Genomic DNA, 24,352 nt, shown 5'->3' with positions numbered 1-24,352 from the left:
ATATGCAGACAGATATGACTGTGGGAAAGCCCATGAAAATGCTGTTGAATTTTACTATTCCTGTATTTCTGGGAAATGTTTTTCAACAGCTGTACAGTATGGCAGATGCAGTTATTGTTGGAAAGTTTGTTGGAACCAAGGGGCTGGCAGCGGTAGGCGCCACTGGGACCATTACGTTCCTTATTATTGGATTTCTGATGGGGCTGACTACAGGATTTACGGTTCTTACTTCTCAGAAGTTCGGAGCCGGCAGAATGGATGAGATGCGTAAGACGGTTGGAAATGCAGCGATTCTTTCAGTGGTCATCGCAGTTGTTATGACAGCTGTAAGTATGCTTGGAATGCATAGGTTGCTTGTGTTTATGCATACGCCAGAGGATATCTTTGATGGAGCATACGGCTACATTATGATCATCTGTGCGGGGATTTTTACCCAGGTGCTCTATAATCTGGTGTCAAGTATTCTGAGGGCACTGGGAAATAGTAAGACGCCGCTTTATTTCCTGATCTTGGCGGCCGTGCTTAACATTGTGCTTGATCTTGTATTTATTATCTTTTTCCACTGGGGTGCACCGGGAGCTGCCTGGGCTACCGTCGTCTCTCAGGGCGTGTCCGGGTTGCTTTGCCTGATTTACATCTGGAAGGCAGTGCCGGAGCTTAAGATGAAGAGAGAGGACTGGCATTTTGACAAATATATTGCAGGGAAACAGATCAGCGTGGGAATTCCCATGGGTCTTCAGTTTTCCATCACAGCGATCGGCACCATGATGGTGCAGAGCTCCCTGAATATCCTGGGCTCCTATGCAGTGGCTGCATTTACAGCCGGTTCCAAGATTGAGAGTATTTTTACCCAGGCCTTTGTAGCAATTGGAACTGCCATGTCTACATACAATGCGCAGAATATCGGAGCACGTAAACTGGATCGTGTTCGAAAAGGATTTCGCTCTGCAGATGTGATCGGCTGTACATATGGGGTACTCGTAGGTTTTATTCTCTTTTTCGTAGGAAAATATTTTGCCTATCTGTTTATTTCTGATAACGCAGAGGTGGTAATTCCTATGGTGGAAACGTATCTGCAATGCGTTGGGATATTTATGATTCCCCTGTATGTAGTCAATTCCTACAGAAATGGATTCCAGGGAATGGGATACGGACTTCTGCCTATGCTTTCCGGTGTTGCAGAACTGGTTGGAAGAGGCATCATGGCAATTGTCGCTTCCAATAAAAAGAGCTATACCATGGCATGTATGGCAAGTCCTTTTGCATGGATCATAGCAACTGTCCTTCTTATTGGACTTTACTTCTATGTAATGAAGGATATGAAAAAGAAGTTGTGCCTGTAAAAACGAAAAACAGGGATTACAAAGCAAAAGGAAAAATTTAATAGAATAAGTGTATCAGATGGTTTTATGAAAGGGATTCTTTTGAAGGAAATATACATTTTAAGATACAAAATGGAAAATATATGTTATAATGAAACAAGGTTTCGCTATTAGATGGAGAAGCCTTGTTCAAACAGTGTTTTTATCAGAGGAGAGTTTTATACATGAGTAAGGACAATAAGCATACTCAGGGAAGCCCGGGAGACTTTGAAGATAAAATAGATTCGGCTATGGCAGGTCTTGAAGCAGATCTGGACGAGGAATTCCACGGCGCAGACTTTTATGATGAAGATGACCAGGAGAGCGATTTTGATTCCTGGGAAGGTGAAGACGATTCCGATGCAGAAGAACTGGCTGAGCAGGATTCTGAAGAGGAGTATCCAGAGGAAGAAGAGTACGACCAGGATGAGGCAGAGCTGAGCACGGAAGAAGAGGACTTCTGGGACGAGGAAGAGACAGAATCTGAAGAAGAGGATTCAGAGGAAGAAGATTCAGAGAGCGAAGATTCAGAGGACGCTGAATCTGCAGATGAACCGGAAACATCTGAAAAAGAGCTTCAGGTGGAAATTATTCCGCCCTATTCAAATAAAGGCAGAAAGCACCGAAGAAAAGATTCTGCCGGTGCGGCAGCACCTAACCAGCCTGAGAAGCAGACTTCTAAGAAATCTGCCAGACCGTCTCCGAAGCCGGCAGCCAGATCTGCCCGTCCGACGAAGATTTCCTATGTTCCTATTACTGATGAGGAACTGGACGAGAAGATCATCCCTGTTCCCAGGAAGAAGCATAAGGGACTTAAAGTTACGGGAATTGTGGCAGCTATTCTTGCGGTGACAGCAGGATGCGCTTATGGAGCAGTGAGTTACTATTATGCAGACAGATTCTTTGAGGGAACCTATATTAACGGAATCAACTGTTCCAATAAGACTGCCTACGAAACAGAGCAGCTGATTGCAAGCAATGTAGAGGATTATTCCATTGAGATTACCGCGAGGAACCAGGAGCCGCAGGCCATCAGCGGAAACCAGATCAATTACCGCTATGTGTCTGATGGAGAAGTTCTGGATCTTTTGAAGCAGCAGAAGCCATATGAATGGGTAAAAGGGTTCATGGAGACCAGAAGCTATACCACCCAGGAGAATGTGACTTTTGATAAGAGTTTGCTTCAGAGTGAAGTAAAGGAATTAAAGTGTGCACAGGCAGAAAACCAGGTTGAGCCGGAGAATGCATATGTGGCGCTTGAGGGAAGCGAGTTTACCATTGTTCCTGAGACTGAGGGCAGCAAGCTGAAGGTGAAGGAAGCCTATAAAGCGCTGGATACCGCCATTTCCGGAAGCCAGACCTCCATTGATCTGGGAAATACGCCGGATGTATATGCAGTGGCAGCAGTGACCAGCGATGATCCTACCCTTCAGGCCACCAGGGATGCTTATAATAATTATACCAAGGCCAGCATTACCTATACATTTGGAGAGCAGACAGTCACTCTTGACGGAAGCACCCTTAAGGAATGGCTGCAGTTTGATGACAAGGGACAGCTGGTGCAGGATGATGCTTCCTTTACCCAGCATATCAAGGATTTTGTGGCACAGCTGGCAAGTGAGCATGATACAGTTGGAACAACACGTTCCTTTAATACGACCAGTGGCCGTACCGTTTCTGTTTATGGCTCTGCATATGGCTGGAAGATCGATCAGGACGCAGAAGCAGCACAGCTGACAGAAGAGATCCGTACAGGCACTCAGACTACACGGGAACCGGTATATTCCATGAGAGCCAATTCTTATGGATACAATGACATTGGAAGTACCTATATCGAGGTAGATTTGAGTAGTCAGCACATGTACTATTACCAGAATGGCAGCATCATCTTTGACTCTGACATTGTTTCCGGAGATATCCGTTATGATGACAGAGCCACACCTCCGGGAATTTTCACCCTGTATTATAAGAAGAGCCCGGATGTGCTTCGTGGAGAGAAGAAGCCGGACGGCACTTACGAGTACGAAACCCAGGTTACCTACTGGATGCCGTTTAACGGCGGAATTGGTTTCCATGACGCTACCTGGCAGGCATATTTCGGTGGTGACCGCTATACCTACGCCGGATCCCATGGATGTATCAATATGCCGCTGGATGCAGCAGCTACTCTGTACAGCATTATTGATACCAATGTGCCGATCGTGTGCTTCTACTAAAAGATCATTTATCTGACTGGAAAATTGCGGGAATGATTTTTCAAACATGCTCTAGCTGAATGAAAAGGCAGCTGCATGTCTTTGAGGCTGCGGATAGCAGAACAACACAAAAGAAGTGGAGAATAAGTTAATATGAATATGGATTCATTTGATATGATACTGACTATAGCAGCTCTTGTAATGGGAGTTATGCTTCTTACCGGTCATGGAGATATTCTTATGAAAGGCGGAAATGCCGCTGAGCGTAAGAAGCTTTACGATGACAAAAAGGTTCAGCTGGTTTCCGGCGTGACTCTGCTCATTTTCGGAATCCTCACCGGTCTGGATATGGTGGTCAAGAGCTATGTGTACGATATCATTTATCTGGCAGCAGTAATTGTTATCTTCATTATCATGGTGGTAGTGATTCGCAAGAAATGTAAGAAATGAGATGAAAAAGAAGCACTTGTATATCTGGAAATTGATATACAGGTGCTTCTTTTGTAATCCGGATATTGAGCTGCACTGGAGCCTGTTTGAAAAATCATTCCCGCAATCTGCTTTTGAATAACTGTGTGTCACATTCTCGTTACTTCAGTGATGAGTCAGGCACACTATTTTTTGAAAAGTAAGGACTGCTAATAAAAATTTGTATAAATAATTAGAATAATTTCAACAAATCCGCCGGCTTCTCAATCACATAATCCGGTGTATCTACCTGTCCGAATCCATAGGAAGCAAATACAAATGGTACCCCTGCCTCCTGACATGCCTGGTAATCTCCGAAGGTGTCTCCTACATAAACAGGTGCTTTCAGCTGATACTTCTTAGCAATAGAACGGATATTAGCTGCCTTGGCTTCCCCGCTGTCTCCAGGACACAGATGACCTGTGAAATATTTTCCCAGCCCTGTTTTCTCAAAAACAAGTTCAATGTATCCAGCCTGGCAGTTGCTTACTACAAAAAGCGGGTAGCGTTTGTTAAGCTCCTTCAAAGTTTCTTCCAGTCCGTCGTAAACAGGTGCGCCCATCGCACGCAGCAGATCATGCTCAGCCTGGCAGCAGATATCGATAACCCGAAGCTGTTCCGCTTTGGTCTGTTCTGGAAGGATTGCCTTCGCAATATCCGGGAGAAGTCTGCCAAACAGCCCTTTCAGCTGCTCAGCCGTCACCCGGACATCAAGATTCTCTTTTTCTAAAGCCTTATTCCACGCCATAGCTACAACGTCGGTGGAGTTCCATATAGTTCCGTCAATATCAAAAATAATACTGTCCATTTGAGCTTTTTAGTCCTTTCTGGTGTGCTTAAAATTCTTAAATTGCTTCTTTTCTCATTCTGTTTTGAAATCTGACGGTTTCTATTCTATATAGGAAAATCAAAAAAATCAATCTCCTAATATGGGATTTTTCAATTTTAACTGGCTTTTTGCAGATTTTATGTTATGATAGGAAAGGTGACTGCTGCTTTTGAACTATTGGTCAGTTTTACATTGCAGTGAAATAGTTACATTATTTCTTAAGACTGTCATTGAAGAAAGCCTTTTTCAGACACGTTTTGGGAGTCAGACAGCAGCACGAGGTGAATTATGAAATACGAAAATATTACAGAAGGCCGTTTCCTGGATCGTCCGAACCGATTTATCGCACATGTGGAGATTGCGGGACAGACAGAGACGGTTCATGTAAAGAACACAGGCAGATGCAGGGAGCTTTTGATTCCTGGTGTTCAGGTTTTTCTGGAAAAGAGCAGTAATCCGGCAAGGAAAACAGCATACGATCTGGTCTGTGTAAATAAAGGCGGACGCCTGATCAATATGGATTCCCAGATTCCCAATAAAGCCGCCCTGGAATGGGTAAGGGCAGGACATCTTTTTCCGGAGAAAGTGCAGGTAACTCCTGAGAAAACTTATGGAAATTCCAGATTCGATCTGTATGCCTGTTCAGATAAGAGAAAGGCTTTTATTGAGGTCAAGGGTGTAACCCTGGAAGCAGACAATATTGCCCGTTTTCCAGATGCTCCTACTGCGAGGGGCGTGAAGCATCTGGAAGAGCTGATCCATTGCATGAGGGAAGGATATGAGGCTTATCTGCTTCTGGTGATCCAGATGAAGGGAATTACAAGATTTGAACCAAACTGGGATACGCACCGGGAATTTGGGGAAACCTTACAGAAAGCGAAAAAGGCAGGGGTGCATATTCTGGCCTATGACTGTCTGGTAGAGCCGGACGGGATGGAAATACAGAATCCAGTGCCTGTGTGTTTGGAGGAAACTAGATGACAGATGAGTTTATACAGCCTCTTCTTGCCTGGTATGATGAGAATAAAAGGATTTTGCCCTGGAGGGATAAGCACAACGCCTATTACACCTGGGTATCCGAGATCATGCTCCAGCAGACCCGCGTGGAAGCTGTAAAGCCCTATTTTGAAAGATTTATCAGGGAACTGCCGGATATCCGGGATCTGGCAGCCTGTCCGGAGGAAAAGCTGTTAAAGCTGTGGGAAGGTCTTGGATACTATAGCCGTGTGCGGAACATGCAGCTGGCAGCCAGGGAAATGGTAGAAAAATATAATGGCAGACTTCCCGAAGACTTTTCCCTTCTTATCTCGTTAAAGGGGATAGGAAGTTACACTGCAGGAGCTATCGCTTCTATAGCGTATGGCATTCCGGTGCCAGCCGTAGATGGAAATGTTTTCCGTGTAGTCACCAGAATGACGGAAGATTCGGAAGACATTACCAGACCTGCATTTCGCAAAAAGACAGAAAGCGCATTGCAAGAAATTATCCCGAAAGACCGTCCAGGTGATTTTAACCAGGCAATGATGGAGCTTGGAGCAGTAGTGTGCGTCCCCAACGGACAGCCCAAATGCGACCTTTGTCCGGTGAGAGGCTTTTGCCAGGCGGGACTTCACGGCACTATGGAAAAGTTTCCGGTGAAAGCACCAAAGAAGCCAAGAGTGGTGGAAGAGCGAACCGTTCTGGTTATTCAGGATGGAAGCTGCACTGCGATCCGCAAGCGGCCGCCGAAAGGCCTCCTTGCCGGATTATACGAGCTTCCAAATACAGAAGGATACCTGAACCGTGAGGAAGCCCTGGAATACGTGAAAGAGCTTGGCGCAGAGCCCTTATATATAGAAGAACTGCCAGATGCCAGGCACATTTTTTCCCACATTGAGTGGCGGATGAAAGCGTACCGGATCCGCGTGTCCTCCCTGGAGCAGACACATGTCCCGGGAATTCTTTTTGCAGATAAAAAAGAATCAGAGAGAAACTACGCCATACCTTCTGCGTTTGGCGCTTATGAAAAATATATGTAACGGTTCTGCTGGCGTTTTTGAGAACATAACTCAAAGAAAAAAAGAAAAATACATCGCAAGGTGCGTAATTTTAAAATACAGAATCGTTACACTACATGAGGAGGAAAATAAATGAAATTACTGAGTATAGCAATTCCATGTTATAATTCTGAAGCTTATATGGAGAACTGCATCAAATCCCTTTTACCAGGCGGAGATGAAGTAGAGATCCTTGTAATTGACGATGGATCCAAGGACAGAACAGCCGAGATCGCAGATGAATACCAGGAGAAATATCCAGGCATTGTCCGCGCCATCCATCAGCCAAACCTTGGCCACGGCGGCGCTGTAAACACCGGCATCCACAATGCCCAGGGTCTCTATTTTAAGGTTGTAGACAGCGATGACTGGGTAAATGAAGAATCCTACAAAGAGATCCTGAAAACTCTGGAAGAGCTGGTAAAAGGCTCCAAAACAGTTGACCTTCTCATCAGTAACTTTGTATACGAGAAACAGGGTGCGACCCGCAAGAAGGTTATGCAGTACCGTCACTGCCTGCCAGTGAACCAGATTTTCACCTGGAATGAAGTAGGCCACATGCCAAAGGGAAAATATCTTCTCATGCACTCCATGATCTACCGTACCCAGCTTCTCCTTGAGTGCAACCTGACCCTGCCGGAGCATACCTTCTATGTAGATAATATTTTCGCCTTTAATCCGCTGCCGTATGTACAGAACATGTACTACCTGGACACCAATTTCTACCGTTACTTTATCGGCCGTGATGACCAGTCCGTAAACGAGACAGTTATGATTCGCAGAATCGACCAGCAGCTCCGTGTAAACAAACTGATGGTAAATTCCTACACAAGCTGCGGCAACATGAATAAACGCACCAGAGCTTACATGATCAGTTATCTGGACATTATTACTACCATTTCCTCCATTATGCTGATCCGCTCCGGCACAAAGGAAGCTCTCGACAAGAAGAAGGAGCTTCTGGAATATATCCGCTCCACGAACCGTGCCCTCTACGGAAAACTTCGCCACAGCCTCATGGGTAACTTCATGAACCTTCCAGGCCGCGGCGGACGTAAGGTGTCTGTAGCTGCATACAAGCTTTGCCAGAAGTTCTACGGATTTAACTGATTAATGATCAGGGCGCTCTGGAGACTGTTTGAAAAATCATTCCTGCAATCTGTACGCCCCACTTTGCAGCATATTTTATCTATATTCGGTTGTCGCCGCTCGTATTTTTGTTAAAAAAAAACGCGCCTTCCCATTTCTGGAAGTGCGCGTTTTTTTTAATAATGTTTCCTGCGATTATTCCGTCCAATTCTCTCTACTGCCATGTCACTTGCTTCTTCTCCTGCCTTCTGCGGATAGAAAAACAGATATCCAAACAGCGCCAGCGTAGCACCACAGCACACATCAATTACGGAATGCTGCTTCAGGAACATAGTAGACATGATAATAAGTAATGTAAGAACCAATGATCCATACCTTACCCCTTTGTGGTCTCTCAGCGCCTCACAATTGGTAAGTGACATATGAACTGCCAGAGAATTAAATACATGAATACTTGGCAGAACATTGGTCGGTGTATCCGTCCGATACAGCCATCTTACCATATCTGTAAACACGTTTTCCCTTGGAAACTCCGATGGTCTTAAGTGCAGTACATTTGGATATGCATAAGACACGATCAGGAAAACAGTCATACCCATCATCATATTGAAAATCAACTGATAATATTCTTTTTTATTCTTGTTCCTGAAGATAAAGTATAAAACTGTGAGAATCTGATACGGAAACCATAATAGATAGGGGACAATAAAATACTCACAAAATGGTATGTAATCATCAAAAACAGTGTCGATCACATGAAATCCCCATACCGGCCTGCACTCCAGATACTCAAAAAAAAGCATATAAACAATGGCATACGCAAGTATGATCAGACCATGCCTGTATTTTTTTATAAATTGTACCAAGTCTTTTTCACTCCTTTTCCAATCTGGGTTACCGGTCTTGTAATTCCGGATCCCCCAAATCGTGAGAGATTATACCACAGGTAAAATGATTTTTAAAGAGCTTTTTTCAATGGAAACTGTTAAATCTTCGCGAATTCCGCCAGATTCCCCGTCAATATGAATGGGAAGAGCGGACGCACTATGTACATGGATATCGCTGCAGGTGAGAATATGTATTCCCCTGATGCCCACATGCTTTCCGAAAAAAGCAGTAGGCAGGCAAAATAAAAGCTTTATCTTACGGATACCTTCCACAAGGATCACGTCCAGAAGCTGGTCGTCAGGCTGAGCATCCGGGCAGAACTTAAAACCGCCGCCTTCATATTTCTGATTCATAACCGCTGTAAAATATACGTGGTCATAGGAAAAAGTATTCTCTCCATCTAGGGTCACTGTCATTTTTCCTGGATTAATAAAAATCAGCTGCTTCAATGCAATGAAAAGATAAATCAGCTTTCCCAGCCCAAGACGATTGAATATCTTCTTTAAGGGCGTTGCCAGAACCTCCTGGCATACGCCGGCGTCATATCCGATTCCCGTGCTGATACCGAATCGGGACTTTTTATTATTGCGGAGCAGGTAAGGAACATCCATTTTGCTGATATGCTCTGCCTTTAGGATATATTCCAGTGATTCCATTGGATCAAAAGGGAGTCTCATGCTTCTGCAGAAATCATTGCCAGAGCCGGTTGGAATGTATCCGAAGACTACCCGGTCAAAATCGGTAATGCCGGTGAGCACCTCGTGAATGGTGCCGTCACCTCCCACTGCAATGATATATACAGGCTCAGATTCAGTGCCAAGAGCACAGGCATCAGAAGCAATCTCTGCAGCATGTCCGGAATATCTTGTAAGGCAGTACTGGAAATCAATTCCCCGAAGCATAAGCTGCTGATGAATTTCATTCCAGATGGAACGTCCCCTGCCAGAGCGGGAATTGGGATTAACAATAAAATAATACATAACTTCTCCTAGGTTTTTAGAACATGTTTGCAAAATCTCCCATAAATTGTGAAGCACATATCAGGGAAAGTATTTGGGGGCATGCTCTGTGGCAAAGAACCTGAAGCCTTGCGATGTAGATTCTCTGTCTTTTATGGTTACATAATAGCATTGGTGGGATCGTTTTACAAATTAATTTTAACAAAATATTCTTAAAAATTTCTGAAGTGTGTTATAATGTAACTATTCCTTAACAATTATGGAGAGGATTTCACTGTTTGCTTAAGCAGACATCATCAAATACGAAAATAATCAGGAGTGTATACATGAAATCACTTGTAATTGCGGAAAAACCGTCCGTCGCCAGAGACATTGCCCGTGTTCTTGGCGCAAACCAGAAAAATGGTGGTATTCTCGAAGGCAAAAACTATGTAGTAACCTGGGCACTTGGACATCTTGTAACCCTGGCTGACCCGGAAGAATATGACAGAAAGTATGAAAAATGGGAAATGGCGACCTTGCCCATGCTCCCCAAGGAGATGAAGCTGGTAGTCATCCGCCAGACAGGCAGGCAATTTTCCGTAGTAAAGACTCAGCTTTTCCGAAAAGATATTGGAGAAATCATTATAGCCACAGATGCAGGACGGGAGGGGGAACTTGTTGCCCGCTGGATTCTGGAAAAAGCAGGCTGCCATAAGCCAATTAAGAGACTGTGGATTTCCTCAGTCACAGATAAAGCAATTAAAGAAGGCTTTGCCAATCTGAAAGACGGGCATGACTATGATAATCTTTACCGTGCAGCTGTTGCAAGGGCAGAAGCAGACTGGCTGGTGGGAATGAATGGTACCAGAGCTCTCACCTGCAAATACAACGCCCAGCTTTCCTGTGGCAGGGTGCAGACCCCCACCCTTGCCATGATCGCAAAGCGCGAAGAAGAAATCCGCAAATTTGTGCCAAAAGAATATTATGGTATTTCTCTGGAGACCCAGGATGTGAAATGGACCTGGAGAGATGAGAAAACAAAGAGCTTCCGTACTTTTTCCAGGGAAAGGGCAGAGCAGATCAAAGGCAGGCTGGAGAACGCTGCTCTTGAAATAACCAATGTAGAGAAAAAAGCAAAAAAGACTATAGCCCCGGGCCTGTACGACCTGACAACTTTGCAGAGGGAAGCCAACCTGAAATATGGTTTTTCTGCAAAAGAGACCCTGAATATTATGCAGCGCCTTTACGAAAACCACAAAGTACTCACATATCCCAGAACCGATTCCCGATACATTGGAAAGGACATTGTTCCTACTATTAAGGAAAGACTGAAGGCCTGCGGAATCGGTCCGTACAGAAAGCTTGCAGGCGCATTTATGAATAAGCCAGTGCAGGTGAATGGAAGCTTTGTGGATGATAAGAAGGTCAGTGACCACCATGCGATCATTCCGACAGAACAGTTTGTTCAGCTGGACCACATGACAAATGAAGAACGGAAGATTTATGATATGGTTGTCCGTCGTTTCCTTGCAGTTCTTTATCCTGCAAGCCAGTATGAGCAGGTGACCATGGAGGCGAAAGCGGCAGGAGAAACTTTTGCAGCCAGCGGCAAAGTGATAAAGAGCATGGGCTGGAAGGAAGTTTACGAAGGCGGAGCAGATGATGATTTGGAAGATGAGGCGGATGATGAGAAAAAACTGAAAGACCAGCGTCTTCCGGAGATGAAAACCGGAACCAGACTAAAGATTTTGAAAACTTCCTTAAATACAGGAAAAACAAAACCGCCAGCAAGATTCACAGAGGCAACTCTTCTTGCAGCTATGGAAAATCCGGTGAAATTTATGGAGACAAGAGATAAAGAAGCGGTGAAAACCCTGGGAGAGACTGGGGGGCTTGGAACCGTTGCCACAAGAGCAGACATTATTGAGAAACTTTTCCATTCCTTTATGATGGAGAAAAAAGGCAATGAGATCCATATTACCTCAAAGGCAAAACAGCTTCTGGAGCTGGTGCCGGAAGACCTGAAAAAGCCTGAGCTCACGGCTGACTGGGAGATGAAGCTTTCCCAGATTGCAAAAGGCAGGATACGTCAGGGGGATTTTCTTCACCAAATCCGTGACTATACCTGTGAAATTGTAGATGAGATCAAGACCGGGGAGGGCACGTTCCGCCACGACAATCTTACCAACAAAGTATGTCCGCAGTGCGGCAAAAAACTTCTGGCTGTCAATGGCAAAAACAGCAAAATGCTGGTATGCCAGGACCGTGAGTGCGGCTACCGTGAAACGATTTCCCGCACTACCAATGCCCGTTGTCCGAAATGCCATAAACGTATGGAAATGTATGTGAAAGGTAAGGAAGAGACGTTTGTCTGCCAGTGTGGTTATAAGGAGAAGCTTTCCGCGTTCCAGGCAAGACGCCAGAAAGAGGGCGCAGGAGTAGGCAAGCGTGATGTGCAGAACTATCTGCGCAGGCAGCAGAAGGAGGCAAATGAGCCGGTGAATAATGCTTTTGCACAGGCATTGTCTGGAATTAAGCTGTAAATACAGAGGATAGATAATACGGAGATGCTGTTGATGGCAGCATGTTATATTACTGTTCACTGGCAATGTTCCGCGAGACGTTTTTTGTGAATATCGTTTACAGAAAAAACGGGAATCTCAGCGGGAAATCATGGGAATGCATGATTTCTGTGCATCGCGAAGTGAACCGTAACCTTGTTTGTCCACAAAAAAATAAAAGAAAGAGGAATTTGCATATGCGCCGAGAAGTATCTTTGGAAGAGATTTCCGACGGAAGACTTTATGAATTAAACGATATGGTAAAGGCAGACTGCCAGGATTGTGCAGGATGTCATGACTGCTGTGAGGGAATGGGGGATTCAGTTGTGCTGGATCCTATGGATGTGTACCGTCTGTGTACGAATCTGGGAAAAACACCACAGGAACTGGTAAGCACAGGGCTGATCCAGTTCGATGCCATGGATGGGAATATTCTGCCTCATCTTTGCATGAGTGGAAAAAGCCAATGCTGTGTTTTCCTGAATGAACAGGGACGGTGCAGCATTCATAACTTCCGTCCTGGGTTCTGCAGACTTTTCCCATTGGGACGTTTCTATGAAAATGGTGGATTTAAGTATTTTCTGCAAACCCATGAATGTAAGAAGACAAGCAGGAGCAAGATCAAGGTAAAGAAATGGATCGACACTCCGGATCTTCGCCAGTATGAAAAGTTTGTAGCTGACTGGCATTATTTTTTGCTGGATGTGCAGGAGGTTCTTTATAATGCCACAGATGCCCAGCTGATCAAAAATCTGAATTTATATGTGGTGAATCGTTTTTATATGAAAACATATGAAGTGGGCAGAGATTTCTATGAGCAGTTTGAAGAAAGACTGACAGAAGGAAAGCAGCTGTTAAGTCTGGCATAAATGAATTGAAAAACTCCCGGAACACTTGAGCCTGTTTGAAAAATCTTACAGAAAGCTTTTTCAGACACGCTCTAGAGCGCCCGGGAGTCTTTTATTTTTAGATTGCAGTATTCCATTAGAAGCTTTGGGAGGGACTATGGTGTCTGCGCACTAAAAATCAGAAATATATATCAAATGTTAAGTGAAAATCAAATTGTTGAAAAGTAGTCCGTATAATAGAATACACGAATTTCTCCATTTTGGCAAGAGATTTTTTGTAAAAAACTAAGAAATGCCAAGATATATAAAAAATAAGATAGTTACTGGTCACAAAGTGAACAATAATACAAGACAATGCTGCATTATGAAACAGGATAACTCATTCTGGACATTAGAGAAAAATGTTGTTATAGTAGGTAAGAGAAATTAGAGAAATATATCCCTTTAAATACACAGGAAAGAGGAAAAAGCTATGCCAGTATTTGATTTCAGCGGTGCTTCTGCAAGCAAAGCGGAGGCAAAGTGTACTTACACAACATTTCACAGCAGCCATACGAAGCCTTCACCGGAGCAGCCGATCATGGTGCTTGACAATAAAGAGAGACAGTGGAAACATCATTCCTGCGGTGTGTTTACCAATCCGGTAAACCGTACTGCTTTTGATTTTAAGGAAGAAGACGGTAACCATACAGCAGATGTGCTGAAAATTGATTCCAGATTTACCAGTCTTTTGAAATGGCTGGGAGACAGTAGGATCAATGTACGTTTGTCTGGTACTAACAGGGAGGACGGATATGCGGTATACCGCATTCGTGAAACTGCTTTTGGCGGCGGCACAAAGCTTTCCGCAGAGGATGGCTTTCTGCAGTTTATGATCGAGAGACTTCTGGAGAGTAATGCACCTGCCGAGGCAGAAGAGGATGAGGAACAGGAGGTAAACGGTGATGAGATGAAGCTTACCAGTATTCAGAGCATTACCGATTTTATGACCTGCGCAGGCAAAACACTGCCGGATAATATCAGACTCTGGACCAGAAGAAATCTGGCAGTGGCAAGATCCAGTGAAGTTTCTCAGGAAGAGCGCCATCATGCACAGAGGGCTCTTTCTATTATGTTGAATATCCAGTGGAAGAACAATTATTTTGAAGCAATCGATCCTGTTGAGGCAAGGAGAATCCTGGATGAAGAGCTTTATGGAATGGAGCGTGTGAAACAACGTATTATCGAGACGATTATCCAGATCAACCGTACACATACCCTTCCGGCCTACGGACTTCTTCTGATCGGACCTGCCGGTACTGGCAAATCCCAGATAGCCTATGCAGTTGCAAGAATCCTGAAACTTCCGTGGACTACGCTGGACATGAGCTCAATTAACGACTCTAAGCAGCTTACCGGAAGCCCCCGTATTTACGCAAATGCAAAGCCCGGAATTATTATGGAGGCATTTTCCATGGCTGGTGCCTCTAATCTGGTATTTATTATTAACGAGCTTGATAAGGCAAATTCCGGCAAAGGAAATGGAAATCCGGCAGACGTACTTCTTACCCTTCTGGACAATCTTGGATTTACAGATAACTATATGGAGTGTATGATCCCAACTGGCGGTGTTTATCCAATTGCTACTGCAAATGACCGTGACCAGATCAGTGCACCGCTGATGTCCAGATTCGCAGTAATTGATATTCCGGATTATACAGCTGAGGAGAAGAAAGTAATCTTTTCCAGATTCTCTCTTCCGAAAGTTCTTAAGAGAATGCATATGGAAGAGAGTGAGTGCATTATCACAGAGGGGGCGCTGGAGGCAATCATCCAGCGTTATTCCAATACTTCAGGTATTCGTGATCTGGAGCAGGCAGCAGAGCACATTGCGGCAAATGCACTGTATCAGATCGAGGTCAACCATGTAGAGAAGGTAGAGTATACCAGAGAGATGGTGGAGGAACTGCTGAAATAGTAAAATATTGCATATGATAACAATATTTGCAAAATAAGAATGAAACAAGAATATACACGAGAAAAATATAACAGGAGTAATAAAATGGAATTCTGGGACATCTATGATATTAACAAGAGACCTACCGGCCGTACCATGAAACGAAACGACTGGTGTTTAAAGGACGGAGAATACCATCTCACCGTACTTGGAGTAGTGGCAAGACCAGATGGTACGTTTCTCATTACCAAACGTGTGATGACAAAAGCCTGGGCACCAGGCTGGTGGGAAGTTTCCGGCGGTGCAGCACAGGCAGGGGAATCTTCTTATGATGCTGTACTCCGCGAAGTGAAAGAGGAGACAGGCCTTGATGTAAGCGGTGCGCAGGGCGGCTATCTTTTTACTTACAAAAGAGAGAATCCAGGGGAGGGAGACAACTATTTCGTAGATGTTTACCGCTTTGTGATGGATGTGAAAGAAGAAGATCTACACCTTCAGGAAGAAGAGACAGACGGCCACATGTTTGCCACTCTGAATCAGATCAAGGAATTTGCAGCCCAGGGAAAATTCCTGCACTATGACAGTATTCAGGCTGCCTTTGAGAATCTGTAGATTTATTATATATTCTGCAGGAAATAACTGTGATATGCAGGGAGATTTTTTTTACGAATTCTGATGAAATGGGAATATTAATTAGAGCGTGCTGGTCAGACTGCGAGCAGTACAATTCTGTTAAGGGTATGTAAAATATAATTGAGATAAAAATAGTTTCTTGTAATTTGAAGAAAGGTGTATTATAATAAGCAACGAAATCTGAATAACGACCAGGGGAGTTTCAATTGAGAAGCTGAGAGTAAGGTAGTCCTTAGACCCTTTTAACCTGTTGGATCATGCCAGTGTAGGAAGTGTTTAACGATGTAATTAGGAGCATTTGTCTGGATGGCAGGTGCTCTTTTTTTCATACTGACTGACAGAGCCTGTTCAGTTCCGTCACAGTTTCAAGAATGGTTCTTATTCGATTTTTAACGCAAAGTCCTGTTTATGGGACAGAAAATAGGAGGAAAAGAAAATGAACGCAAGTGTAGCAATTCAGGTACTGCCAAATGTACAGGATGAAGAGGAAGTTATCCGCATTGTAGACGAGGTGATCGCCTACATCAGATCTACTGGTCTGAACTATTATGTAGGACCATTTGAGACCACCATTGAAGGTGATTATGACCAGCTGATGGATATTGTAAAAGAGTGTCAGCATGTAGCTGAGCGCGCAGGCTGCAAGGCTATGAGCGTATATGTTAAAATTGCATATAAACCAGAAGGGGATGTACTTACCATTGAAAAGAAAGTTACCAAACATCACTAGTAAGATACCTCCAATTGCAGCCATAGCCGTGATTCTGCTTGGCTGGGAAGTGGTAAGCATTTCGGGAATTGTTCCCTCCTACATGCTTCCATCTCCGGTAGCAGTGCTGACAGCCCTGTTTGGCGATCTGCCAACCATACTTTTCCATGCGAAATTCACTTTGCTGGAATCCTTTTACGGACTTCTCATTGGAATCGCGCTGGCATTTGTGTTTGCAACTATGATGGATCGGTTCCGTGTAATGGATCAGGCATTTTATCCGATCATGATCATTACGCAGACCATACCGACCATTGCCATTGCGCCAATTCTGGTGCTTTGGATGGGATTTGGAATGGCACCGAAGATCACTCTGGTTGTGATCACCACTTTTTTCCCAATTACAATCGGACTGCTGGATGGATATAAAAGTGTGGATCCGGATGCCATTCGTCTGATGAAGGCCATGGGAGCCAGCCGGGCACAGATTTTCCGCCATGTGAAATTTCCAGGTGCTTTGCCCCAGTTTTTTTCCGGGCTGAAAATATCTGCTTCCTATGCAGTTGTAGGAGCAGTTGTTTCTGAGTGGCTGGGTGGATTTAACGGACTTGGTGTTTATATGACCCGTGTAAAAAAAGCATATTCTTTTGATAAAATGTTTGCAGTCATTATCTTCATTGTGATCATCAGCCTTTTACTTCTTCTGGCAGTAAATATTGTCAGCCGGATCACAATGCCATGGCTGCAGGTAGAAAAGGAGAAAAATCATGAATAAGAATCTGAAAAAAGTAATCGCACCAGTTGCAGCGGCAGCTATGGTGCTTGCAGTTCCTACAGGTGTATACGCAGAAGATGGTGCACAGGAGAAAATCACATTCTGCCTGGACTGGACACCGAATACCAACCACACCGGACTTTATGTAGCACAGGCAAAAGGCTACTACGAAGAAGCTGGTCTTGATGTGGAAATCGTTCAGCCACCGGAAAATGGTGCAGCCCTTATGTGCGCAGCAGGTCAGGCTCAGTTTGCGATCGAGGCCCAGGATACCATGGCTGCTTCCCTTGCACTTGACGAGCCTCTTGGAATCACAGCAGTTGCAGGAATCATTCAGCACAACACCTCCGGAATCCTTTCCCGAAAAGGTGACGGAATTGATAAACCAGCCGGACTTACCGGAAAAACCTATTCCACATGGGATTCCCCAATCGAGCTTGCTATGCTGGAAAATGTTGTAAACGGCGACGGCGGAGATTTCAGTCAGGTTACCCTGATCCCTAATGATATTACAGATGAGCCTGCAGCACTTGCTGCCAATCAGACGGATGCCATCTGGGTATTCCAGGGCTGGGGCGGAATCAATGCTGACGTAGAAGGTGTAGACTGCGACTATTTTGCATTCTCTGATATCAATCCTGTATTTGACTACTACACACCGGTTATCATTGCAAATAACGACTATCTTGCTGAGAATCCGGATCAGGCGAAAGCATTTATGGAAGCAACTGCAAAGGGATATGAGTTTGCAGCAGAGAATCCGGATGAGGCAGCACAGATCCTCATTGACGGCGATAATACAGGCTCTCTGAAGGATGCTGAAGATCTTGTAAAGAAGAGTCAGGAATTCCTTTCCACAAAATACATTGACGATGCAGAAAGCTGGGGCGTAATTGATGCAGACAGATGGAATGCATTCTACAAATGGCTGTATGAGAACCAGCTTTGCGACAAGGATCTTACTGGAGTCGGCTTCTCTAATGATTATCTTCCCCAGTAAGGAATGAAAGAGAAAGAAATTAACACATAGAGCTATTCTGTCAGGAAAATTTACCCCGATTTTTGCGGAAAATGGAACTGGTTATAGAAGTAGCACTGTGTATAAGGAACGAATATGTCATCAGAACAAAATAAAGTGATTTTAAGAGCAGAACATATTTCAAAAACATACGGTGAAAAAAAGGTTTTGGAGGACATTTCCATTTATCTGGAGCAGGGGGAACTGGTTTCCCTTCTGGGAGTCAGCGGTTCCGGAAAGACCACATTGTTCAATGTGCTTTCCGGTATTATCCCACCTGATGAAGGAAAGGTCTATCTGAAAGATCAGGATGTGACTTCCACACCTGGAAGCATCAGCTACATGCTGCAGAAGGATCTTCTCCTTCCCCACAAGAAAGTGATCGACAATGTAGCACTTCCCCTTGTACTGAAAGGCGTGAAGAAAGCAGAAGCCAGGGAAAAGGCCAATCCGCTTTTTGCAGAATTTGGTCTGGAAGGCACCCAGTATCAGTATCCAAGCCAGCTGTCCGGTGGTATGCGTCAGCGTGCGGCTTTGCTTCGAACCTATTTAAGTTCCAGCGGAGTTGCCCTTCTGGATGAGCCTTTCAGTGCACTGGATACATTGACAAAGGCCAGCGTGCATAAATGGTATCTGGAAGTTATGCAGCATATTGATCTGTCTACCTTGTTTATCACCCATGATATTGATGAGGCCATTCTTTTGTCCGACCGGATTTACATTCTGAACGGAACTCCGGGAACCATCAAAGATGAGATCGTGATCCAGGAGAGAAAACCCAGGGCAGCGGATTTTGCATTGTCAGAAGAATTTTTGGAATATAAGAGACGGATTATCAGTAAGCTATAGTTTTTTTGGTTGATGAAAATAAAACTTCCCGGCAGGTTTCATACTACCTGAGTTTGAGCGCTCAGAAGCAGAAGCCTGCCGGGATCTTTTTATATAAAATATCCAGTTGACTTGCTATTGTGAAGCGGACACAAAAATGATACTATTAGTACTATAACTAAGAAGGAGAAAAGTGTAGGATGAGGAAAAATGAAAAAAGAAATGGAAAAGCACTGCTTCCTATAGTAGTGTTTTTTCTTTTGTATCTGGGGCTTGGCATATTATTTGAGTATGGCCTGGATATCGAGATGGGATTTTATAAAATCCCCGTTGTTGTAATATTTCTGGTTGCATTACTTGTTGCCTGTATACAGAACCGCGAGCTTAAATTGAATGATAAGCTGGAAGTTATGGGGAGGGGAATCAGTGATCCTAACATTATTACAATGATCATAATTTTTATGCTGTCAGGTATTTTTGTAGGTATAGTCGGAAGAACATCCGCAAACAGTGTTGCATATTTTATTTTGTCACTGGTTCCGCCTCAGTTTGCAGTTGTTGTGCTTTTTGTGGTCAGCTGTTTTGTTTCTCTTGCAATGGGTACCTCTGTAGGAACAATTACACTGATCGTTCCAATTGGAGTTGCAGTAGCAAGGGTATCCGGATTTGCACTGCCGGTTTGTATTGGTTCTGTCATGAGCGGCGCCATGTTTGGAGATAATCTGTCATTTATATCAGACACAACCATTGCCGCATGTAATGGACAAGGCTGTGAAATGAAAGATAAATTTAAGGAAAATTTCTTTATTGCACTGCCGGCTGCCATTGCCAGCATTGTTATTCTGCTGGTTTTGTCTGTGAAAAATTATAATGGTGGATTTATCGAAGAAAAATACGATTTAATACAGACCGTTCCCTATATTCTGGTTCTTATAGGTGGTATCATCGGATTTAATGTATTTTTCGTACTGATTACAGGTATTCTAAGTGGCTCAGTTATTATGATTGCAACAGGAATGATAGCACCAACAGACCTGATCGGAAATATGGGAACTGGTGCTGCAGGGATGTTTGAAACCAGTATGGTTGCGATTCTGGTAGCTGCAATCTGTGCCCTGATCAAGGAGTACGGTGGATTTTCCGCTTTATTATACTGGATAAAGAAAGTGTTTAAAGGAAAAAAAGGCGGACTCTTGGGAATGGGATTGTTGGTTGGGTTAATGGATATTGCAACTGCCAATAATACAGTTGCGATCGTTATGGCGAACCCGATTGCAAAGGAAATGTCAAAGGATTACGGTATCAGCGCCAGAAAAGCGGCTTCTATTTTGGATACATTTTCCTGTATTTTTCAGGGGATTTTGCCGTACGGAGCGCAAATGCTGGTTGCTGTTTCTGCTGCAGCCAGTTTAGGAGAAGTGGTCAGTGCATTTGATATACTTCCAATGCTGCTGTATCCTTATATGCTGCTGCTTAGTTCACTTGCTTTTATATTTACCATGAAAGTTCCGGATGGCAGACAGTGAATGGAGAAGCCTAAGCCTGTGCTCACACATACCTATCTGCTCTGCAGAATTGAGGAAGCGTATGAGCTCTTTGAAAATAAGAGAGATGGCGTAATTAAAGTGGCTGTGGAATGCTGAATAAAATCCGCAATCTGCACGCCCACTTTGCGGTATATTCTACCCGAATTCGGTTGCTGCCCGCTATGGCGTCCTCATCCGGATAAAATCTTCCACAAATTGTGACGCACATCTTGCAGAAAGCCTTTTTCAAACACTTGCAAGTAAATTATTACCTATAAAACAGTAATAAATTCTGTGAAAATTGTGCAATAGTAATGATTCGTATATTGTGAAGCGGGCACAAAAATGATACTATCATTATTATAAAAAAGCAGGAGGTAAGTGCGTGATGAAGAAACTTACAACAGCAAAAATCTGGCAGTTTGCAGCAGGTCAGTTTGGATGGGCAATGTTGTCCGGAATCATTTCAAACTGGCTTGTGTATTTTTATCAGCCAGATGAAACCGCCATCAGCCAGGGGCAGACTGTATTTATTCCCCAGGGACTGGTGGTGCTTGGCATTTTCACCATTATCGGAGGAATCACAGCCTTCGGAAGAATTTTTGATGCTTTCACAGATCCTATGATCGCGTCCTGGTCAGACCGGTGTACGTCCAAAAATGGACGGCGAATTCCGTTCCTGAAATGGGCGTCCCTGCCTCTGGCACTTTCCACAGTGTTAGTGTTCTGGTCCCCGATCAATGAGAAAAGCTGGCTCAATGCAGCGTTTTTGCTGGTGATGGTTCTGGCCTATTACCTTTCCATTACAGCTTATTGCACACCGTATAATGCCTTGATTCCGGAGCTGGGACATACTCAGCAGGAGCGGCTTAACATTTCTACGGTGATTTCCTTTACATTCATTGCAGGAACTGCAGTTGCATACCTGGCACCAACTATCTGGGGTGCATTTATCCCGGCATTTGGACGTGTTGGCGCCATCCGTGTCACCTTCACGCTGATGGCAGTGGTGGCATTTATCTGCATGCTGATACCGGTATTTTGCATTCGGGAAAAGGATTACGTGGACACAGTTCCAGCAAAAGAGTCTGCTTTTCGCTCCCTGACTGCTACGTTTAAGAATGGAGAATTTTGTAAATTTGTGGGCTCCGATATTTTTTACTGGATCGCCCTTACCATGTTTCAGACAGGTCTGCCTTTCTTTGTGACCAGCCTTCTGAAGCTGCCGGAGACGATGACAACCCTGTATTTTGTGGGGATGACAGCATTGTCTTTGGTATTTTACATTCCGGTAAATAAGCTTACCCCGAAGCTGGGTAAGAAAAAGATGATCCTATTTGCATTTGCTGTATTCAGTCTGGCTTATTTCTATACAGGATTTATGGGAAAAATGAGCTTTATTCCGGAAACCGTACAGGGGCTGATCCTGACGGTGGTGGCAGCGCTGCCGATGGCAATTTTTGGAATTTTGCCCCAGGCGGTTGTGGCAGATATCGCCCAGAGTGATTCCATCACATCCGGAAGCAACAGGGAAGGAATGTTTTATGCGGCAAGAACCTTTGCATTCAAACTGGGCCAGAGTCTTTCCATGCTGATCTTTACTGCTGTTTCTACGATTGGAGCAGGAGAGGGAACTGGTTATAGAATCGCAGCCTTTGGCGCAGCGGTGTTTTGTATGGTGGGCGGAATTATTCTGGTGTTTTATAATGAGAAGAAGATTAATGGGATTATTGGGGGATAGTAATAAAGTATTAAGACTCTCGTAAATTGTAACACATGTCGCAGTACACCTTTTTCAAAGATACTTTTGAATGAGTTGTGTTATCAGGAATGTGTGAATCGTGATGATTGTTTTTTATGATTTTATAAGCTGCTTGTAAGGGGAGTTTTGAAATGAAAATAATACAGGAAAACGAATATTTAGATACTATGAAAAATGAGGTGGAACCTTATTTAAAGGCTCATTGCCGAGATGGGTACATTCCAGGAGCAGAAGACATTTATCATGAGAAAAATGGAATTATAGGAAAAATCCATGTGAAACGTTATCTGGCAGATGATCCAAAAGGGGTGGTTGTAATCAGCCACGGCTTCACAGAAGGTGCGCCAAAATATGAGGAGATGATTTACTATTTTTTACAGGCTGGCTATCACGTATACATGCCAGAACATATGGGACACGGCCAAAGCTACCGCCTGACAGCAGATCCCTCATTAGTATATATTGATATCTGGAAGCGGTATGTAAGGGATTTTTTGAAAGTATGCCACGAAATTAAAAGGGTACATCCAGACCTGCCCCTGAACCTTTTTGCCCACTCCATGGGCGGTGCAATCAGCGCAATCGCCGCAGCCTGGGAACCCGCTCTTTTTCATAAAGTGATATTAAGCTCTCCTATGATCAAACCGCTCACTGGAGGCGTGCCATGGCCGTTGACTGTACTGATTGCCCATGCAGAATGCGTTTTGGGAAAGGAAGAGTCCTATGTCTTAGGACAGAAGCCATACGACGGAACCGACACCTTCCAAACCAGCGCTGGCACCTCTGAACCTAAATTTATAAGGTACAACAACCTGCGAAAAGAAAAACAATTTCTCCAGACCTGTGCACCATCCTATGGCTGGCTGAAAGCCTCCATAAAAATGAGCTGGTATTTAAGATACCACGGCTGGAAGATGCTCCAGTCCCCACTCCTTATTTTTCAGGCCGAAAAAGACGATTTCGTATCCGTCCGCGCACTTCAGAAATTCGCAGCGAAAATCAGAAAGCGCGGTGCTGTCCCCTGCGAGTATGTTTACATGCCCGGGACGAAGCATGAGATATATTGTGGCGGGGATGAGACGATGGAAGTTTATTGGGATATAATAGAAAAGTTTTTAGGACAATAAGTTTGGTGTTGCCTATAAATGAAGATTATTAGCGTAGGAAACTCTACTTTGCTGGAGCCCATTGCAGATGCGTTTTCCATATCTGTTACTGAACTGATTTCCGGTAATACCGTGAACAACGCTAACGTGTCCGCAAACATAAAAAAAGAAACGAGCATATTTTGGAATTAAAATAAAATTAATTTTAGAACAAAAAAATTGATATACGCCCAAGTAACTGAATGAAATAATATACAATCTCTTTTTTTGGTATGGTACTATAATGAAAACAGTCTGACATTGGTTCAATATAATATCATGAGATCGGAGAATGATAAATGAACTATAAAAATGTAAAAATAGATAAAACTGCAAAAATTGCGAAGCAGTCCGTAATCATCGGTGATGTAACAATCGGACGTGACAGCTGTGTGCTATACTACAGCGTAATCCGCGGAGACGACGCATCAATTGTAATTGGCGAGGAAACCAACATCCAGGAAAACTGCACAATCCATGTTAGCCGCGACCTGCCAGTGCACATTGGAAATAATGTCACAATAGGCCACAATGCCGTAATCCACAGCTGCACAATCGGCGATCGTACTTTAATCGGAATGGGTGCTGTAATTCTCGACGGAACCAAAATTGGCAGCGACTGCATCATCGGCGCCGGAAGCCTCGTCACCAAAAACACCATTATTCCAGACGGCTCCTTAGTAATGGGAAGTCCTGCTAAGATTAAGAGAAATCTTACGTGGGAAGAGAAGATTGGGATTGTGGAGAATAGTAAGGAATATGTGAGTGTGGCGGAAGAAATGTGGAAGCAGGGAGTGTTATAAA

At 44.0% G+C, this 24,352-nt stretch carries 23 protein-coding genes, 1 pseudogene and 1 riboswitch; of the genes and pseudogenes, 20 read left to right on the top strand and 4 right to left on the bottom strand.

Features of this window, described 5'->3' with window-relative positions:
- The first annotated feature begins 2 nt into the window (after positions 1-2).
- The 3 genes from ABHC48_RS15260 (at position 3) to ABHC48_RS15250 (ending at position 4,006) form a co-directional block, all read left to right on the top strand.
- Positions 3-1,343 (top strand): MATE family efflux transporter, encoded by a 1,341-nt coding sequence (locus ABHC48_RS15260; protein WP_195700120.1) that lies wholly within the window; start codon positions 3-5, stop codon positions 1,341-1,343.
- 203 nt (positions 1,344-1,546) lie between these two features.
- Positions 1,547-3,577, top strand: a complete 2,031-nt coding sequence (locus ABHC48_RS15255) for a L,D-transpeptidase family protein (RefSeq protein WP_226855287.1) — start codon at positions 1,547-1,549, stop codon at positions 3,575-3,577.
- 132 nt (positions 3,578-3,709) lie between these two features.
- Positions 3,710-4,006 (top strand): DUF3784 domain-containing protein, encoded by a 297-nt coding sequence (locus ABHC48_RS15250; protein WP_226855285.1) that lies wholly within the window; start codon positions 3,710-3,712, stop codon positions 4,004-4,006.
- Between the two features lie 211 nt (positions 4,007-4,217).
- Here the strand turns inward: ABHC48_RS15250 and ABHC48_RS15245 are convergent, their stop codons facing one another.
- Positions 4,218-4,832 (bottom strand): HAD family hydrolase, encoded by a 615-nt coding sequence (locus tag ABHC48_RS15245; protein WP_187565783.1) that lies wholly within the window; start codon positions 4,830-4,832, stop codon positions 4,218-4,220.
- A 309-nt stretch (positions 4,833-5,141) separates the two neighbouring features.
- Here ABHC48_RS15245 and sfsA point away from each other — a divergent pair, with 309 nt between their 5' ends.
- From sfsA to ABHC48_RS15230, 3 genes are all read left to right on the top strand, one after another.
- Positions 5,142-5,834 (top strand): DNA/RNA nuclease SfsA, encoded by a 693-nt coding sequence (sfsA, locus tag ABHC48_RS15240; protein ID WP_195700119.1) that lies wholly within the window; start codon positions 5,142-5,144, stop codon positions 5,832-5,834.
- Positions 5,831-6,871 (top strand): A/G-specific adenine glycosylase, encoded by a 1,041-nt coding sequence (gene mutY / locus ABHC48_RS15235; protein WP_195700118.1) that lies wholly within the window; start codon positions 5,831-5,833, stop codon positions 6,869-6,871. The genes sfsA and mutY overlap by 4 nt, the downstream gene beginning before the upstream one ends.
- Before the next feature lie 111 nt (positions 6,872-6,982).
- The gene (locus ABHC48_RS15230) at positions 6,983-7,999 is read left to right on the top strand and encodes a glycosyltransferase family 2 protein (RefSeq protein WP_195700117.1); all 1,017 of its coding nucleotides are present in this window, start codon (positions 6,983-6,985) and stop codon (positions 7,997-7,999) included.
- A gap of 155 nt (positions 8,000-8,154) precedes the next feature.
- Here ABHC48_RS15230 and ABHC48_RS15225 read toward each other — a convergent pair whose 3' ends face one another.
- Together ABHC48_RS15225 and ABHC48_RS15220 are read right to left on the bottom strand one after the other, a co-directional pair.
- Complete coding sequence (locus ABHC48_RS15225) at positions 8,155-8,844, bottom strand: phosphatase PAP2 family protein (protein WP_195700116.1); 690 nt, start codon at positions 8,842-8,844, stop codon at positions 8,155-8,157.
- 69 nt (positions 8,845-8,913) lie between these two features.
- On the bottom strand, positions 8,914-9,846 hold the full coding sequence (locus ABHC48_RS15220) for a diacylglycerol kinase family protein (RefSeq protein WP_118583854.1): 933 nt from the start codon (positions 9,844-9,846) through the stop codon (positions 8,914-8,916).
- 305 nt (positions 9,847-10,151) lie between these two features.
- Here ABHC48_RS15220 and ABHC48_RS15215 point away from each other — a divergent pair, with 305 nt between their 5' ends.
- From ABHC48_RS15215 to ABHC48_RS15170, 10 genes and pseudogenes are all read left to right on the top strand, one after another.
- Positions 10,152-12,350, top strand: coding sequence for a DNA topoisomerase 3 (locus tag ABHC48_RS15215; RefSeq protein WP_195700115.1), 2,199 nt, complete (start codon positions 10,152-10,154; stop codon positions 12,348-12,350).
- Positions 12,351-12,565: 215 nt separating this feature from the next.
- A complete protein-coding gene (locus ABHC48_RS15210) occupies positions 12,566-13,237 on the top strand; it encodes a YkgJ family cysteine cluster protein (RefSeq protein WP_195700114.1) in 672 nt (223 codons plus the stop codon).
- A 451-nt stretch (positions 13,238-13,688) separates the two neighbouring features.
- Positions 13,689-15,173, top strand: a complete 1,485-nt coding sequence (locus ABHC48_RS15205) for an AAA family ATPase (RefSeq protein WP_195700113.1) — start codon at positions 13,689-13,691, stop codon at positions 15,171-15,173.
- Positions 15,174-15,257: 84 nt separating this feature from the next.
- Entirely contained in the window at positions 15,258-15,764 is a 507-nt protein-coding gene (locus ABHC48_RS15200; protein ID WP_148462486.1) for an NUDIX domain-containing protein, read from the top strand.
- 204 nt (positions 15,765-15,968) lie between these two features.
- Positions 15,969-16,075: riboswitch (TPP riboswitch) on the top strand.
- A 146-nt stretch (positions 16,076-16,221) separates the two neighbouring features.
- Entirely contained in the window at positions 16,222-16,515 is a 294-nt protein-coding gene (locus ABHC48_RS15195) for a thiamine-binding protein (RefSeq protein WP_195700112.1), read from the top strand.
- Positions 16,487-17,269 carry an ABC transporter permease gene (locus tag ABHC48_RS15190; RefSeq protein WP_195700111.1) on the top strand — a complete coding sequence of 261 codons (783 nt, stop codon included), beginning with the start codon at positions 16,487-16,489 and terminating at the stop codon, positions 17,267-17,269. Before ABHC48_RS15195 ends, ABHC48_RS15190 begins: the two co-directional genes overlap by 29 nt.
- Positions 17,262-18,269 (top strand): ABC transporter substrate-binding protein, encoded by a 1,008-nt coding sequence (locus tag ABHC48_RS15185; RefSeq protein WP_195700110.1) that lies wholly within the window; start codon positions 17,262-17,264, stop codon positions 18,267-18,269. The genes ABHC48_RS15190 and ABHC48_RS15185 overlap by 8 nt, the downstream gene beginning before the upstream one ends.
- Before the next feature lie 114 nt (positions 18,270-18,383).
- Entirely contained in the window at positions 18,384-19,136 is a 753-nt protein-coding gene (locus ABHC48_RS15180) for an ABC transporter ATP-binding protein (protein WP_118583868.1), read from the top strand.
- Positions 19,137-19,315: 179 nt separating this feature from the next.
- On the top strand, positions 19,316-20,641 hold the full coding sequence (locus ABHC48_RS15175) for a Na+/H+ antiporter NhaC family protein (RefSeq protein WP_195700109.1): 1,326 nt from the start codon (positions 19,316-19,318) through the stop codon (positions 20,639-20,641).
- A 12-nt stretch (positions 20,642-20,653) separates the two neighbouring features.
- A pseudogene (locus ABHC48_RS15170) lies at positions 20,654-20,758 on the top strand (alcohol dehydrogenase); the annotation flags it as partial.
- Here the strand turns inward: ABHC48_RS15170 and ABHC48_RS15165 are convergent.
- Positions 20,736-20,870 carry a DUF6783 domain-containing protein gene (locus ABHC48_RS15165; RefSeq protein WP_319017289.1) on the bottom strand — a complete coding sequence of 45 codons (135 nt, stop codon included), beginning with the start codon at positions 20,868-20,870 and terminating at the stop codon, positions 20,736-20,738. The pseudogene ABHC48_RS15170 and the gene ABHC48_RS15165 sit on opposite strands and share 23 nt — an antisense overlap.
- Between ABHC48_RS15165 and ABHC48_RS15160 the strand changes: the two genes are divergently transcribed.
- From ABHC48_RS15160 to ABHC48_RS15145, 4 genes are all read left to right on the top strand, one after another.
- On the top strand, positions 20,835-20,927 hold the full coding sequence (locus ABHC48_RS15160; protein WP_319017140.1) for a DUF6783 domain-containing protein: 93 nt from the start codon (positions 20,835-20,837) through the stop codon (positions 20,925-20,927). The two genes, ABHC48_RS15165 and ABHC48_RS15160, sit on opposite strands and share 36 nt — an antisense overlap.
- Before the next feature lie 102 nt (positions 20,928-21,029).
- Complete coding sequence (locus ABHC48_RS15155) at positions 21,030-22,382, top strand: MFS transporter (RefSeq protein ID WP_195590335.1); 1,353 nt, start codon at positions 21,030-21,032, stop codon at positions 22,380-22,382.
- Positions 22,383-22,534: 152 nt separating this feature from the next.
- Positions 22,535-23,530 carry an alpha/beta hydrolase gene (locus ABHC48_RS15150; protein WP_195700108.1) on the top strand — a complete coding sequence of 332 codons (996 nt, stop codon included), beginning with the start codon at positions 22,535-22,537 and terminating at the stop codon, positions 23,528-23,530.
- A 317-nt stretch (positions 23,531-23,847) separates the two neighbouring features.
- Complete coding sequence (locus ABHC48_RS15145; protein WP_195700107.1) at positions 23,848-24,351, top strand: gamma carbonic anhydrase family protein; 504 nt, start codon at positions 23,848-23,850, stop codon at positions 24,349-24,351.
- The last annotated feature ends 1 nt before the right edge of the window (position 24,352 follow it).

It is taken from the genome of Ruminococcus sp. 1001136sp1, assembly GCF_039841815.1.
GTDB classification, from domain to species: domain Bacteria; phylum Bacillota; class Clostridia; order Lachnospirales; family Lachnospiraceae; genus Blautia_A; species Blautia_A faecis.
Note: the sequence above shows the minus strand (reverse complement) of the source record. Positions and strands in the feature narration are given on the sequence as shown.